Annotated in this window: 12 protein-coding genes, 1 tRNA gene and 1 pseudogene; 7 read left to right on the plus strand and 7 right to left on the minus strand. The window is 66.0% G+C overall.

Annotation, left to right across the window (positions count from 1 at the left end; all coding sequences use genetic code 11):
• Positions 1-52 precede the first annotated feature (52 nt).
• The 3 genes from ABZ904_RS41670 to ABZ904_RS41680 all read left to right on the plus strand — a co-directional run bounded on the left by ABZ904_RS41670 (position 53) and on the right by ABZ904_RS41680 (position 3,296).
• On the plus strand, positions 53-862 hold the full coding sequence (locus ABZ904_RS41670; RefSeq protein ID WP_360993689.1) for a universal stress protein: 810 nt from the start codon (positions 53-55) through the stop codon (positions 860-862).
• Positions 863-1,359: 497 nt separating this feature from the next.
• The gene (locus ABZ904_RS41675) at positions 1,360-1,584 is read left to right on the plus strand and encodes a DUF397 domain-containing protein (RefSeq protein ID WP_360993686.1); all 225 of its coding nucleotides are present in this window, start codon (positions 1,360-1,362) and stop codon (positions 1,582-1,584) included.
• Positions 1,585-2,981: 1,397 nt separating this feature from the next.
• A complete protein-coding gene (locus ABZ904_RS41680; protein WP_359401522.1) occupies positions 2,982-3,296 on the plus strand; it encodes a DUF6416 domain-containing protein in 315 nt (104 codons plus the stop codon).
• A 747-nt stretch (positions 3,297-4,043) separates the two neighbouring features.
• Here ABZ904_RS41680 and ABZ904_RS41685 read toward each other — a convergent pair.
• A complete protein-coding gene (locus tag ABZ904_RS41685; RefSeq protein ID WP_360993682.1) occupies positions 4,044-4,346 on the minus strand; it encodes a hypothetical protein in 303 nt (100 codons plus the stop codon).
• 81 nt (positions 4,347-4,427) lie between these two features.
• A complete protein-coding gene (locus ABZ904_RS41690; RefSeq protein ID WP_360993679.1) occupies positions 4,428-4,922 on the minus strand; it encodes a DUF6221 family protein in 495 nt (164 codons plus the stop codon).
• Positions 4,923-5,238: 316 nt separating this feature from the next.
• Here ABZ904_RS41690 and ABZ904_RS41695 point away from each other — a divergent pair.
• A tRNA-OTHER gene (locus ABZ904_RS41695) sits at positions 5,239-5,322 on the plus strand.
• 408 nt (positions 5,323-5,730) lie between these two features.
• Here ABZ904_RS41695 and lepB read toward each other — a convergent pair.
• On the minus strand, positions 5,731-6,402 hold the full coding sequence (lepB, locus tag ABZ904_RS41700) for a signal peptidase I (protein WP_361829316.1): 672 nt from the start codon (positions 6,400-6,402) through the stop codon (positions 5,731-5,733).
• A gap of 815 nt (positions 6,403-7,217) precedes the next feature.
• Between lepB and ABZ904_RS41705 the strand changes: the two genes are divergently transcribed.
• Together ABZ904_RS41705 and ABZ904_RS41710 are read left to right on the plus strand one after the other, a co-directional pair.
• Entirely contained in the window at positions 7,218-7,760 is a 543-nt protein-coding gene (locus ABZ904_RS41705) for a winged helix-turn-helix domain-containing protein (RefSeq protein ID WP_359401513.1), read from the plus strand.
• Positions 7,747-8,079 carry a DUF1707 domain-containing protein gene (locus ABZ904_RS41710; protein ID WP_359401510.1) on the plus strand — a complete coding sequence of 111 codons (333 nt, stop codon included), beginning with the start codon at positions 7,747-7,749 and terminating at the stop codon, positions 8,077-8,079. Before ABZ904_RS41705 ends, ABZ904_RS41710 begins: the two co-directional genes overlap by 14 nt.
• A 1,050-nt stretch (positions 8,080-9,129) precedes the next feature.
• Here the strand turns inward: ABZ904_RS41710 and ABZ904_RS41715 are convergent.
• Positions 9,130-9,432 carry a hypothetical protein gene (locus ABZ904_RS41715; protein ID WP_359401614.1) on the minus strand — a complete coding sequence of 101 codons (303 nt, stop codon included), beginning with the start codon at positions 9,430-9,432 and terminating at the stop codon, positions 9,130-9,132.
• Positions 9,433-9,465: 33 nt separating this feature from the next.
• Positions 9,466-9,587 (minus strand): annotated as a pseudogene (locus ABZ904_RS41720) (transposase); the annotation flags it as partial.
• A gap of 596 nt (positions 9,588-10,183) precedes the next feature.
• Here ABZ904_RS41720 and ABZ904_RS41725 point away from each other — a divergent pair.
• Positions 10,184-11,767, plus strand: a complete 1,584-nt coding sequence (locus ABZ904_RS41725; RefSeq protein ID WP_361829319.1) for an alpha/beta hydrolase — start codon at positions 10,184-10,186, stop codon at positions 11,765-11,767.
• Between the two features lie 219 nt (positions 11,768-11,986).
• Here ABZ904_RS41725 and ABZ904_RS41730 read toward each other — a convergent pair whose 3' ends face one another.
• Positions 11,987-12,868, minus strand: coding sequence for a GNAT family N-acetyltransferase (locus tag ABZ904_RS41730; RefSeq protein WP_361829321.1), 882 nt, complete (start codon positions 12,866-12,868; stop codon positions 11,987-11,989).
• Positions 12,869-13,207: 339 nt separating this feature from the next.
• Complete coding sequence (locus ABZ904_RS41735; RefSeq protein WP_361829323.1) at positions 13,208-13,522, minus strand: hypothetical protein; 315 nt, start codon at positions 13,520-13,522, stop codon at positions 13,208-13,210.
• Positions 13,523-13,931 lie beyond the last annotated feature (409 nt).

A 13,931-nucleotide genomic window follows, 5' to 3' on the forward strand; every position in this document is an offset into this window, starting at 1 on the left:
AGATCGAAGCGGCTCATGGGGAAGCGAAGGCTGATGTGACTATGGAGGAGCAGTGGGCAGCCTGGTCGTCGTGGGAGTGGATGGCTCGTCGTCGAGTGATGCGGCAGTGGTACAGGCCGTCCGGGAAGCCCAGCGGCGTCGTGCGACGCTTCGTGTGGTGCACGCTTTCAGCTGGCCGGTCGGGCCCATGTATGCGCCGATGGACCCGTCGCCGTTCAACCGCCTGGTGCACGACTCCGCGGAGCTAGCTCGAAGTGTCGCGCCAGAGGTGGAGGTCACCGATACCGTGAAGACCGGCGGTGCGGTACCGGTGCTGGTGGCCGAATCGCGAGACGCGGACCTCGTGGTCGTCGGCCGCCGGGGCATCGGGGGCTTCGTCGGCATGCTGCTGGGTTCGACGGCGGTCTCCCTGGCCGCCCACAGTCAGTGTCCGGTGATCGTGGTAAGCGAGGAACCGGATGACGCCGGGCCGATCGTGCTGGCCGTCGACGGCTCCCCCGAAGGTGAGAATGCGATCGAATTCGCCTTCGCCGAGGCGGCATTGCGGGGAGCGGAGATCATTGCCGCGCATGCGTGGCTGCCGGATTATGCGCCGGCCGGTACCGGCGTGGAGAGCGCGGAGCGTCTGCTGGCGCAGGCAGTCGTCGGTCGCCGGGAGAGGTACCCGGACGTCACTGTCAGACAGGAAGTTCTGAGCGGCGAAACCCGCGAGGTCCTGATCGAGGCGAGCAGCGGCGCTCAGTTGATGGCCGTCGGAGCCAGGGGGCGCGGCGGCTTTGCCGGGATGCTCCTGGGTTCGGTGAGCCAGGCGCTGTTGCACCACGCGCACTGCCCGGTCGCCGTCGTTCGCGGCCGGGCATAGTCGGAGCCCGTTCGCGTGCGCGTCTTCAAGGACCTCGGCGACTCCGTCAGCGCCAACCTTGCGTTCACTACCGTGTTGACGGTCAACTCCCCTTGGACGACGGACGCCTGGCTGTCGGCGACGTCGCGTCACCTGCTTCGAGTACCAGTTGGGGGACGGAGGAGCCGGGAACGTCAGCCTGGCAAGCCGGGTCGGGACGCCCGTGCCATCGATGTGACGGTTGGACCGCCCAGGGCGTTTCGAAGCCCTTTGCGGGTTGAACCCTATCCTCCTGTTGACCTGTGTCTTCTTCTCAACTCAGTGCTCCGCGGCGGACTTCGACACGGATTCGACAGGCTGCCCCTCTGGTTGCAGTACACGATCCCGGCACCTGGCCGTGACGGTTCGAAGGCAGGCAGTCACGGCGATTGAAGGCTCCCGCTTTGCCAGTTGCACGTCTGCTGACCTGGGGTGATGGTGGTTAGTGAGGCTCGATTGAGCATCGAAGGGATAGTCCGATGACTGCAAAGAAGGCTGAACTCTACACGCTTGACCTGACGGATGCGCGCTGGGTCAAGAGCAGCAGGAGCATGGACAGGCCTTACTGCGTAGAGGTAGCAGACCTTGGTGGCGGAGCCGTTGCGATCCGTGACTCAAGGCGGAAAGACCTGCCCTCTCTGCGGTTCACTGCGGAGGAATGGGCAGCGTTCCGCAACGGCGTCCGCGAGGGAGAGTTCGGATAGAAGGATTCCGCGTTTGCCCAGTGGCCAGCCCGGTCCGGCTTCACTGGAGAGTGGGGCCGGAGCGGGTGGTCGAATTGCATGGGGACGAAATCGTGGGATCGAATCCCACAGCCTTGGTGCAGGTGAACGGTCCTGCCTAGGCACAACGGTCAGGAGCCGAGCTGTTACGTGACGCCTGCTCGCCACCATGGCTCCCCGCGGTTGCCCGTACAATGGGGCACGGACACACCTTCTGATCGGTAGCTCTACATAGATCGGTCATTGAAGGTCATACTGGCTGCCGGGCGCTCGCGAGGGCCGGTGTGGGGGCGCTGCCGGTTGCTGGGGTTGCCGTACTCCTCTGCTGTACAGCCGAGGTCCGGTGGGGACTACTCAGGACGCCGATCGCGCGTCACGCTCGTACGACCACCCCGCGAGCCGCCTCTTACTCCCACCGGTTCGGCTTTCGCCTCGGGCGCCCCCGGCACCTGTTGTGGGGACGGCCGACTCAATGACCGCCGCAACCTGCGGCCAAGTGCTCAGAAGATGCGGGCACATGGTGGCGTGACGGTCAGCCAACACGCTGCCGGCACCGAGCCGGGCTGCTGAGTGCCGCTGGTGTCCGCCGTCGTTGCCGTCACTGCGTCGGCGGTAACGGCGTCTGCCCACCGCATTAGGAGTCGGTCGGGCGGTCGTGACCGGGGGCAGCCAGCTACTCATGGCGACCGCGAGGAGCCGGATACGCTCGCCGTTGGCCACCATCGTTGATTTCATCCGGGGATGTCAGTCATATGCGACAGCCACCCAGGTTGGCGGCCAAACTGAGGCCTGCCATCGGCCGCGTTGCCCCCCGGCCATTCGCGGTGCTTCCAGTTCAGCAACAACTGATCGACCAACGTCCTGACCTGCTGCCGAGCTGTCGGCATTGGTTACCGTTGAGCGCCCCTTCCACGGCCCGACGATGGCCCGGCAGAGCACTCTTCATGTGGCGGAGACGTCCGCCTTGTAAGGGCGGGGGACGCGGTAGCCCTTGCGCCCAGGTCACGCGGGCTCTAGCAACAGCCCAGGCCACTCGCGCATCTCGACTGCGGCGAACCGTCATTGACCGTGGTTGACGGCCCGATGCGGTACGACTATGGGACGTTCCGAGTGGCCAAGCGCTTAGAAGGCGCTCTGTGGCTGCGTCCCGTCCTCCTCTTGACCTGTGGCTCTTCCTCAGCTGAGCTGCTTGCCGGTAGAACTTCGACACGGATTCGACACGCAGTGTCCTGGCGGATCTGTACGGTGCGAACGACACACGCCAGGGCGAACTCTTGGGGGCGGGCATGACGGCGTATCTGACTGAGGCTGATCCACGATGGGCTAAGCACTCTGGTGAAGCGGGGCACTACGGAGCCTCGGAATGGGGTCCGGCGGACTTGGAGCGCGCCGCGATGTTCTTGGCCGAACTCGCGCCGCAGGCTCGGCGGGTGTTCGAGTACCTGCTGCGCAACCCTGGCCGGGGGATCCACTGCACGGAGTTGGTGGATAAGGCCCTGGGCGGGCCGAACGAGAGTGATCCGGCGCGGCGCGTGGCAGGGGTGCTGTCCGGGATGAGCAAGGGACACAGCAACAGTGAGCGGCGGCTTCCCTTCTACTGGTGGGAGGCTCCTGAGGGGAGCGCGGGTGCAACGTACGCAGTCCGCCCCTCGGTGGCAGCGGTGTTCCTGGCCGCTCAGATCGACGCCGCGTGATCTGCACAGCCACAACTGACCATCGGCGGCCGTGACGTGCGGCCGCCTCATCGATCAACGCTCTGACCTGCTGCTGAGCTGTCGGCAGTTGTCTAGGTCGGTCACCGTTGAGCGCCCTTCCACGGCCCCAGGACGGCCCGGGAGGGCGCTCAGCGTTGAGAGATACACTGCCTTGTAAGGGCGGGGGTACGGAAGGACCCCGATATGCAGTTCGCCCGAGTGTGGCTGTTTCCGCGGTGCGGAGTCGGGTCCTGCGCGTGATCCGCGGCGTTAGTTCGTTCTTGAAAGAGCTCCTGGGAGAGCTTCTCGGAGAGGCAGCGCTGACGATGGTTGCCTGCCTTGCCGTGGCGGGTCTGGCTCTGGCCTATGTCTGGGGATGGGAGCGCAGCCCGCTCGTCACGGGGCGTGTTGGTGGTGCCCTGCTCGTCTTCCTCGGCTATGGCGGCTGGGAGCTGCTTCGTGCCCCTATGCCAGGACGGCGCGGCCGAGTGGCCGGCGTAGCGGCCGCTGCATTTGCCGTGGCAGCCCTACTCATCGCCTACGCCTGGTCCTGCAATTGCCTCTGACCGGTGAGGCTAAATCAAGCCTGACAACGGCCGTGGCGGATGAAGAGCGGACCTCTTCGTCCCGAACGAACTTCGCTGGGCGCTCGACCTCGCGCTGGTATGTCTCTCACCTGCTGCGGCGGTCCGCAGGCGTCCGCGGTTGTGCGTCGCTGTTCGTCGGCGTTGTCACGCACGTAGACACTCACGTGCGGTCCGGCGTGGTTCCGGGCTGGCTTGCCATCTGGGGTGCGGCCGTCGCCATGAGTGCTCGGCGAAGAGCGCGCCGGCCGTGCTTCCGCTCCAGGCCGCTCTCATCGATCGTCTTCTGAAGAACGGCCTCACTCACCTCGTGGGCGTGTTGCAGATCCGCTCCGTCAGCATCGGCGTCAGGGCTCCAGTCACGCACGGGCCCGTTCGCCCGTATATGCTCAATCAGCCTCAGCCGAGCTGCGTATACGTCGAGTTGCAACGCGACCAAGCCCCTCGGAAGCTCGATGTCGGCCATGAGTGAAGGGTAGATGCCGGGCTCTCAGCTTAGGAAGCCGAGATCATTTACGGTTGGTTCGGATGCTGATCTGGGCGAACCCTAGGGGTGTGGCTCCGTCGACTGCTCCTGCTTTCCCTGTGATTCCCCGCTGTTTCTCGCTCTATCTGGTGCCCTTGTGGTGCCGCTACGTTCCTCGGTTCCTCGGTTCGGCTTGTATCGCTCGGGGAAGTCGGGGTGGTCCTGGTAAGGGAGTGTGAGGTCGAGCAGGTCGTCGCACGGCCAGAGGCCGCCGTCGAACTGGCAGTCATCACGGTTATCCCAGGGACGCTCGGGGTCGCCTTCGGCGGGACTGAGCGCGTGACGGCTCAGCACGCGTCGCTTGGCCTCGACTTCACGCAAGACGCGGGCGGGGTCGTGCAGGGCCACGTGCTGCGCGACTGTGGGATGGAAGCCGGCGAGGTCCACCTGGCAGAAGTCGACTGTGTCCCCAGAGGCGGTCCACTCCCCGCAACATCCGGCCCCGTCGAGGCGCCGGGCCAGGTCGGCCTCCTCGTCCAAGCGCGCAGTGAGGAACGCCACCAGGTCGTTGTTCATGAGGGCATCCTCGACGATCGACCGGGCGCCGGCACTCGTTTTGTAACCGTGGCTTGCCTTCGGGCCCCGGACCAACACGCTTTCCAACTGTGTTGGTGCTTTTGTGGGCCGTGTCCGGGGCGTTCACCTGCGTTCATGGGCGGATGGCGCGGGCGGCAACACCTGCTGACGGTCTCGTCTGAACGGCTGTGAACGAGGCTGAATGAGACGGGAACTGAGACGGACGGGTCTGGGGTCTTGGGCGACCCGGCAGGCCTGCGGCCCCGGGGGAGGAAATGTGTGGATGCACCATCATGCAAGTGGATAGGTTCCGTCTGGCCATGCGTCGTCTAGCGGCCTAGGACACGGCACGCGGGTTCGCCCGATGCGGAAACCCCGGTTCGAATCCGGGCGATGGCCACCCCAGCTACACCGCTTCCCAGCGACGGGATCGGACAAAGGCCCTGGCGTAACGAGACGGCCCGTGGCTCCGAGATTTTCAGGTCTGGCCTCATCATTATCAGGTCGATCAGAGGGGACCGTCGGCGTCGGTCAACTGGGCCTGCGCCTCGGCCGATCGTCCACTGAGGTCCGGCGCCGACCGCTGCTGTTCGCGCTTGTTGGTGTCAGACGCTGGTGTCATCGGCCACCCCCGGACGACCCAGAGACGGCCCAGCCACGGATCCCGACCGCAAGTCCATCGGTGTATTTCAAACCGGGGCAACTTCGTCTACCTGGAGCGGGACATCTACAGCGAGGCGGAGGCGGCGACCCGGCTCCGAGGCGAAGCCCAGACGACCAGGCCGGCCGCCGGCAACTGAGCTGCCCGCTACGCCTGTACGGGCCACGGTGGCAGCGGCGGAGTCACTCGCCGCCGTACGGCCCACGCGGCGATCCCGAAGCCGAGCCCGGCGAGCGCGAGGAGTAGCCCGAGCAGCGCGGCCACCCCGAGCAGAACCGGAACCGTGTAGTTGTCGATCACCCGGCCCTGCACGGCGGTGGCTGGCACCGTACCGCCGTGGTCCGAGGTGAAGAAGCGAGAGTCCCGCGCGTTCACGCGGTGATCACCGAGCAAGAAGAGTCGCCCGTCGGGCACCGTCACCTCGTAGGGGCGGTGCATCCCGTCGGCGACGCCGTCTTTCACATATGGCTCGTCGAGCGGCCGGCCGTCGACGGTGATCCGCTCCAGAGGGGTCCCGAGCCCCGTGCAGCACGAGACGTGATCGCCGCCTACAGCGATGACGCGCTGCATGACGCTCTCGTTGAACTGGTAGCGCTCCGGCGCCGTGTACAGCACCACATCGCCCCGTCGGACATCGTCCCCACCGACCCGCTCGAACACGATCCGCTGGCCGATAGTGTACGTGGGCGCCATGCTGTCGCTCGACACCGTGGCGGTGGAGTAGCTGGCCACCGAGAACGTGACGGACCCGACGAGCAGCAGCAGCCCCAAGGTCCCCAGAAGCCAGGCCGTTATGGTCAGCCCTCGCCGCTTGTGCATCATAATTTCCTTTTCCGCGGAGCTCTCCCGCGCGCGTCGAGGCTAGCGGTTTCCCGCGAACGCCCGTCCGTGGACAGCAGCATCGGTTCCTGCGCCCATGACCTTGCTGCGAGGCTCGTCCATGGCCCGCACTGTATCTCGACCACCCGCCCACCACTCTCCCCAGTTCCCGTCCCGTCCGTCGTCGACCCACACACCGTGGAGCGGGCGTGGTTCATGGTGTCCAGGTGGAGCGCGCCACTGCACGAACGACCTGGACGCCATGGGCCGCGTCTGCTTGGCCCTGCCTGGGGCGATGGTGTGCGGGATGGGAGCACTCTGCTACCCGCCACTACGGACCCGCGGCCAGAAGCGGCGGCCCCCGCATCCCGCTGCCGGCCGATCCCCCGCCGGAGGCGCTGTTTTGACCGTGGCCGCGCTTTCTTGGTCGCGCCCAGGTAGCTGCGCCGCCGTGGTCCTCACCATCCGTGAGAGGTGCGAAGTCGGGTGAGTGCGCTGCGAGCACCCGGTCCTGCTGGAGATCACCGGTCCCGACTCGGACCTGGGCTGGCGGACCCCCGGTTCGCTGCGAGTAGTTGGTCGGCTCGGCGCCGGATTGGCCTGGGCGAACCAGCAGGTCAATTGACCAGGTCAGCGCGATGTTGCCTGATGTTTTCCCCTCTGGGTGCCACGGATCTGGCGTGCCTCTCTTGCGAACTGTCGCTGCATGGCAGATCGTTGTAGAAAATTCCAATGACTGGAGTCACCTTCAACATGCGGATTGATCGTCGATGAGTGCGGAAGCCTCCTCCTCTTCGTCCCGGCGGTGGCATGGAGTGCACAAGGCGCTGGCGGACCCCTTGCGCATCCGCCTGTTGGAGGCCATGTGGGAGATGCCGCGGTCTGCTCGCGAACTTGCCGATTGCGTCGGGCTGCCAGTTGATCGGCTCTACTACCACCTGGGCCAGCTGGAGCGCGCCGGGCTCATCGAGATCGCCGAATACCGGCCGCTGGCACGGGGCAAGGTCGAACGGGTCTATGCTCCCGCGGTTACCGAGCCACCAGCGGATGGTGCGACTCCAGAAGAGCAGGCGGCGTTCCTTGGCTCCATGCTCGACGCGACCCGGGCTGACATCAACGCCGCTTACCAAGCCAGACAGGCCGGCCGGCGGCGAGAGGTTGACCTGCATCGCGGTGCGCTGCGGCTGACCGACGAGGCACTTGCCGAGCTACGCGGGCGCATCGAGGAACTTGCCTCTCGGTTCGGAAACCACGACGCCCCGGGAGTCTGGACCCGGGTTGTCATCACGGTGGTCGACCTGCACGATCGCCCATCGTCCAACACGCCATCGCCCGGAGGCCAAGATGACCCGTGCTGAAGAATCCCAAGACAAGCTTGCGATCAAAGTCTCGCACGCAGACCGCGATGAAGTTGTGGACCGTCTGAAAGACCACTACGCGGTCGGCCGACTGACCTTATCCGAGCTTGAAGAACGCGTCGCCATCGCATACCAGGCAGCCACCGCCTCGCAACTCGGCGCCATCTCCGCGGATTTACCGGTGGAGGGGAAGACATCAGGTCAGTCTCCCGCCGAGACGGACTCGCGGGTATTGATCCTACTTCTGTGCTTCTGCCCGCCAGCGGCCCTCGTCTACTGGCTCATCACCCGTGGCCCTGCCCGCCGATACGACTCGTAGCCGCAATGACGCCCTTCTGATCCGTAGATCTCTATGGATAGTCAGCGAGGGTCATAGCGGTCGCGTCGAAGCCTCCATGGGTCATGACTGGACTGCGATGGTTACTCCACTGCTGTATTGATCGGCAACTTGTCCCCGGTCTACTTGAAGCGGGAATCGTTGTTCTGCGCGACGTCGGCGCTTCCATGGATTCCCTGTGAGTTCTCGTCCGTTCTGGCACGGATATGGCACGGGTCGGATCCGCCTTTTGGAAGCCACGTCCGGCTGCGTATGCATTGCCAGCAAGATGCGCCGCGTAGACGAGCGGCATTCGGGGTCACGGCACAGCGCCGGTTCCAGTGCGCTGTCGGCCGCCGTTGCCTACGCGGCGCAGGCCCTGCGCTCGGCTTCTCTGCCGGCCGTGTCCAACCGTTTGGTGATCCCGCACTGGATTGTGGCGGTCATGGGGACCTTCGCCCACGTAGTCAGTTCGCCTCGCACGCTTCCTGTGGTGCAGTGGACGGAGAACGCGGCGGTCACCCGTCTCGCTATGGCCACTCTCAGGAAGCGCCCTCGGGCGGGAACAGCGGTTTCGTTGAGGATTTTCACGGTGAAGTGCACGTCGGAATCCGGGATTTTGAGTTGGGTCCCGACCTGCCCCAAACCCTCCCCAGTCTTCTCCTCAAGTGAGGCAACAGCATCCCGGGGTTTGCCCCAGCCTTCATGGCCCCGGCCGTCATCACGGCCACGAGCGGATGAACCGGCCGGATTTCGCGCTTGAGCGTCGCAGATCCGTGGGCGGGAAGCTCAAGTTCCTCAGCATCCGACGCGCCTGCCAGGACCATCTGGACCGTGACCTTTGACCACCGGTACGAGTCGACGGCGCACCTGGGAGCGCCCGCAGGAGTCGGGGAGTGGCGCTGCACTGCTGCCGGACGGGACGCCATCCTGTCCTCCATGGTGCAAGAAGACAGCAACGTGACGGCCAGCGCAGCAGCCGCCAACGGGACAAGTTTCAACGCGTCTCCACACGCCGTCCGGCCCGCCTGGACCGCTCAGCCACACAGTGTTTCAGTCGCGGAGTGCCGTCATGAGCGCAGGGCCCTCCCAAGCTACGAAAGCCGGCCCCAGGTAACGGCAACTGTGAAGTGCAGCCTTCAGGGCGAGGTACGCCGCGCGGGTCGCCGACGTGTGCACCAGTTCCGCGGCCGGCGTCTCCCCGGGCAGACTGGTCTGCTGCCGTTCGGCGGCCTGGACGGCGGTCTCGGCGAGCCGGTCGGGGTGGTCGACGTGACGGTTACGCAGCCAGGTCGCCAGCCGCCGCTTGACGCCGATCCGGCGGATGGCGCCCGGAGTCCGGTAACAGGTCAGCAAGGTGAGCGGGTCAGCCTTGGTCAGATCCTGTGGCCGCTCCAGTCCGGGAAAGATACCCGTGAGCTGGCTCGAAGGCGGTCGATGGTGCGGGTGCGGTCTGCGACGAGGTCCATGCGACGATCGGTGAGGATCTCGAGGTTGGAGATGGTGTCATCGCCGGTACGTAAGGGCGATGGCCGGCGCGGCGCCGCCGTCCGCCAGGTCGATGCTCCAGGTCACTTCGTGGCCCAAGCGCCGGCCGTATGCGAGAAGTTGGAGCAGTTCGGGCTCGTCGTAGGCGACGCGTCGCGACAGCGGCCGCTGGCCGCCCGCTCTTGGATCGCCACGCAGTGGTGGTGGGTCTTTCCTGCGTCGATGTCGGCCCAGATCGCGGCCATCTGGTGCCTCCGTGCGGTTGCTTCTGGTGCCTCCCACAGACCACCTTGCTGTCGATTCCCTGCGGATCCCTACGGAGCGATCATTCGCAGTTCCTCATGGGCAGCCGAGTCGTCGTGGGCGCCGGGCGGCCCCTCGATGGAAGCCACAAGTGGCAGAAGGTTGAAAGCCACACCCGCCGTCCCTGGGCGGGTGAACCATACGAAGGGCTCACCGCGTCTCGCTGTACAGCGTAGAAATGTTTGAGCGGCATGCCGTTCCGATGGGCCAGGGGCAGGGGGACTCGCGGGTGCGCACGCGCATGTGGAGCTCAGGGCGTTTGGCCTGGGCTTTCCGTAACAAAGCGGACAGGTTCGGTGGTCGCTCGCGGCTTGTCGTGTTGTCCGCCGCTCTAGGCCGACGCGCTGCTGCGGGCCTGTTCGCCATCGCCGTCGTGGTGGCCGCAGGGGCCGGGTGTGATGTCATCGAGGGCTCGGGCTCGGGGCCGTCCGCAGCGGCCAAGGGCGGCGCGGCGACCCGCCGGGTCGAGGCCAAGGCGACGAACCCGCCATCGGGGCTGCCCGCAGCCTTCACCACCGGTCAGCGGCTCGACTGGTCGGCCTGTCCGGCGCCGTCCGCGGCACAGGGTGACGGTGCCGCCCCGGGCGACGGCTGGGAGTGCGCCACGATGAAGGCCCCGTTGGACTACCGGCGGCCCGGCCGCGGCACGATCGACGTCGCCATGATCCGGAAAAGGGCCACAGGACCGGAGCGGGAGCGGATCGGGTCGCTCCTCCTCAACTTCGGAGGACCCGGCCGGTCCGGCGTCATCGGGCTCCCCACGTACGCGGCCGACTATGCACCGCTGGGCGAGCGCTACGACCTGGTCAGCTTCGATCCGAGAGGCGTGGGCGGGACCGCCCCCGTCAACTGCGGGGACAAGAAGTTCGAGGGCGGCGACGCCTGCAAGAAGCACTCCGGTGGGCTCCTGCCGTACGTCGGCACATCGCAGACGGCGCGCGACCTGGACCTGATGCGCTATCTCCTCGGTGACGAGAAGCTGAACTACTTCGGCGTCTCCTACGGCACCGAGCTGGGCGGCGTTTACGCCCACCTGTTTCCGAAGACCGTGGGCAGACTCGTACTCGAAGCCCCCGTCGACCCGACGCAGGATCGCCTGCAGGGCAACATCAGCCAGGTCAAGGCCGTCCAACTCGCCTTCGACCGCTTCGCGCAACACTGCGCGAACACGTACGACGACTGCCCCACCGGCAGCGATCCCGAGCAGGCCGACCAGCGTGTCATCGAGCTGCTGGACAAGGTCAAGAAAGAGCCCGCACCCACCGACGGCGACGAGAAACTCGACGGAGATCTCGCCGCTCACGCCATCGCGAACTACCTGGATCTCGGTGAGGAAGGCTGGGGGCCGCTCGTGATGGCGCTCAATGAGGTCATGGAGCGGGGTACCGGCAGCAAGCTGCTGCAGAAGGCGTACGACCAGGCCCCAGGTGCCCGGGTCCGGCCCTGGGCCGGCGTCAGCGCCCGCAGCGAGAACTCCGGCGGCAACGGCGTGTCCGCCTTTGTCGCGATCACATGCGCCGACTCCAACGTGCGCCCCGGATTCATCAAAGCCGAGAACATGATCAAGCGGACCAAGGCGGCATCCCCCATCTTCGGCGAAGCCTGGTCCGCGATCGTCTACCTCTGCTACGACTGGCCGTTCAAAGGCGAGCGCGCCAACCCGGACGTCAGCGCGGACAGTGCTCCCCCGATCCTCGTCGTCGCCAATACCGGCGACCCGACGACGCCGTACCCGGGCGCCAAGCGCATGGTGGGCGAGCTGGGCAAGGAGGTTGGCGTCCTGCTGACAGTGCGGGCCGAGGGCCACGGGTCCTACCCCTACAACCGCTGCGCAACGAGGGTCGTCAACACGTACCTCCTCGACGGCACGGCCCCTGGGCACGGCACGACGTGCTCGTAATACGCCCTCCAGCGCACGAGCGCCTGCCCCATTCCCCTACAGGCGTGCATCTATGGGCATGCCTCCCCACCGCGTAAGAACCCACCCAGATCGGCTCGGAGGGCCTGTGCTCTGCTCACCCTTCGGTGGCACGCACGCACTCGAGCTTCGCCAGGCGCGTATCGAACGCGCCGACGGGCCGGGCGAGGTGATACCCAGGTCCGGCCCGTCCCCGCGCCGCTAGAGGCCGAGTTGGTGCTGGTGTGTCGAGTGTGTGGGTGTGTAGCCGAGACTTTCGTTGATGTGTCTCATGTGCGTGTTGCTGTCGGCGGTGTCGGTCACGAGGCCACCGAGGTCCGGATAGTGCCCGAGAGCATGTCGGATCGACGCGGCCTTCATCCATCGGCCGAGGCCGTGACCTCGGTGTTCAGGCAGCACGCCGGTGCCGTAGTGCTGGCCGTCACCTGTGCCGCTGCCGGGGATGACGAGTTCGGTGAATCCGACGATCGAGGCGTTTGAAATGTCGATGGCGACGACTGTGTGCAGGTGGTCGCCGCGCTGTTCCACAGCCTCCTCCGCGGCCCGGACCTGGTCCACGTCCCAGGTCACGATGCCGTAGTCGGTGTCGTCCATGGGCATGTCGTCCATGGCGCGGCGTGAGGCGGCGAACGTCTGGGCGAGGCCGTCGGGGACGGTCCCATGCCAAGACGTCAAGCGGTAGCCCGGATGCGGACGCTCAATGATCTCGGTGAGGGCGGCGGTGTCGACGTCGGCCAGTGACAAACGGGAGTACCGCAGGGTGAGGACCCTACGGAAACCGCGCGCCGCCAGAAAGAGGTCGCCGGGCGATCCGGCCTCTGCCTGCGCGATGACGCAGCGTCGGGTGTTGTTCCGGGCTGCGGTCACGGCGGCGTCGAGAAGTCGGGAACCTACGTACTTGCGTCGCTCGGCGAGATGGACACCAAGGGTCAGTTCGGCCAGGTGCTCCCGACCGGGATCGGTGAACAGGCACAGAAAGGCCGTCCCGACAGGGATGGAATCGGCGTCGGACGCCAGCCAGGCAAGACGCCGGCTGTGTGGTGCGTGAGTGGGGTCGGTCAATGCGGTGATGCGAAGCGACAAGGCGTCTCCGTCGTGAGGTGGTGGCAAAGGTGAGTACACGGGCTCAACTGCTGGGCACTCCTGCGCATGTGCTGCACACCTCCTCGTCGACAGTGCCGGTCCGGAACAACGCGGACGGCTTGGGGAACCTAGCTGGCCGATCGGTTCCTCGGCAACGGGTTATCGAAAGGCTGGTACGGGTGTGTTGTCACAGCCATGCGTTGATGGCAGTCACCAGCACCCTGGCCTCGTAGCGGACCGCCGATTTGGGGCCGGGCAAAGTCGGCTGCTGTTGTTGCTGGACTGCAGTCGGTCGGGCGGATACCGAAACGGAGCCCGCAAGCACCAACCTCGGGGCTGTCACACCGTGCCCCGCCGTCGGAAGATGCGGCGCCCCGACCGGAGGGCGAAGAACAGAACCGTGATGGTCAGCGCGAAGTTGAGCGCGTCAATGAGTTCGACGACCAGGTGGGGTGCGTGCAACAGGCCGGGCACCTTGGCGCCGATCATTCCCAGGCCCATGAGGAGAGGGAACCAGGTCCAGAAGAAGCGGATGCCCTGGTCGGGGCTGTGTCCCTTCGAAACCATGATGCGTTCCCACCAGCGGCTGCCGAGACTTCCGAGAACGAGCAGACATCCCAACGCGACTACGGACCAGTCCATGAACCGCAGCATCACGCCTCCTTGATCGCCAGGATCTTCCTCTTGAGACAGGCCGCACGCAAGAGCCGAGTTCCGAGTTGGGTGATCCATTCGGCAGTGTCTGTCACGAGGGGCAGGAACGTATGAGAGCCGAGCGAAGCGCGGGTACTGGGACCAGTGTCAGTCTCCTGGATTTGGTGGTGCGCATGATCGTGCATGCCGGATCGATAACCTGTGTCGGCGCCACGTGCCGTGGTGCGAAGCTGCGGCCATGACAGCACCCCACCCATGAGGGCCGGGCCTGTCAAGCGTAGAAGTGGCCCCGGCCTGCGGCTTTTTGTTCTTCACCGAGGCGCTTTCCTTTGTGGGTCTTCCTCGTGCTCGTCTGGCAGGGCTGCTGTTCACAGCTCTGAATCGGGAGCGAGGAAGCGTCATCAATGTT

The sequence above is a fragment of the Streptomyces sp. NPDC046900 genome (assembly GCF_040644975.1).
Lineage (GTDB): Bacteria > Actinomycetota > Actinomycetes > Streptomycetales > Streptomycetaceae > Streptomyces.

Bases quoted from the DNA above. Each gene is read 5' to 3' on its own strand.
- ABZ904_RS41710 (WP_359401510.1), top strand. From the start codon at position 7,747: ATGACCCGTGCTGAAGAATCCCAAGACAAGCTTGCGATCAAAGTCTCG.
- ABZ904_RS41685 (WP_360993682.1), bottom strand. From the start codon at position 4,346: ATGGCCGACATCGAGCTTCCGAGGGGCTTGGTCGCGTTGCAACTCGAC.
- ABZ904_RS41690 (WP_360993679.1), bottom strand. From the start codon at position 4,922: ATGAACAACGACCTGGTGGCGTTCCTCACTGCGCGCTTGGACGAGGAG.
- lepB (WP_361829316.1), bottom strand. From the start codon at position 6,402: ATGCACAAGCGGCGAGGGCTGACCATAACGGCCTGGCTTCTGGGGACC.
- ABZ904_RS41675 (WP_360993686.1), top strand. From the start codon at position 1,360: ATGACTGCAAAGAAGGCTGAACTCTACACGCTTGACCTGACGGATGCG.
- ABZ904_RS41735 (WP_361829323.1), bottom strand. From the start codon at position 13,522: ATGCTGCGGTTCATGGACTGGTCCGTAGTCGCGTTGGGATGTCTGCTC.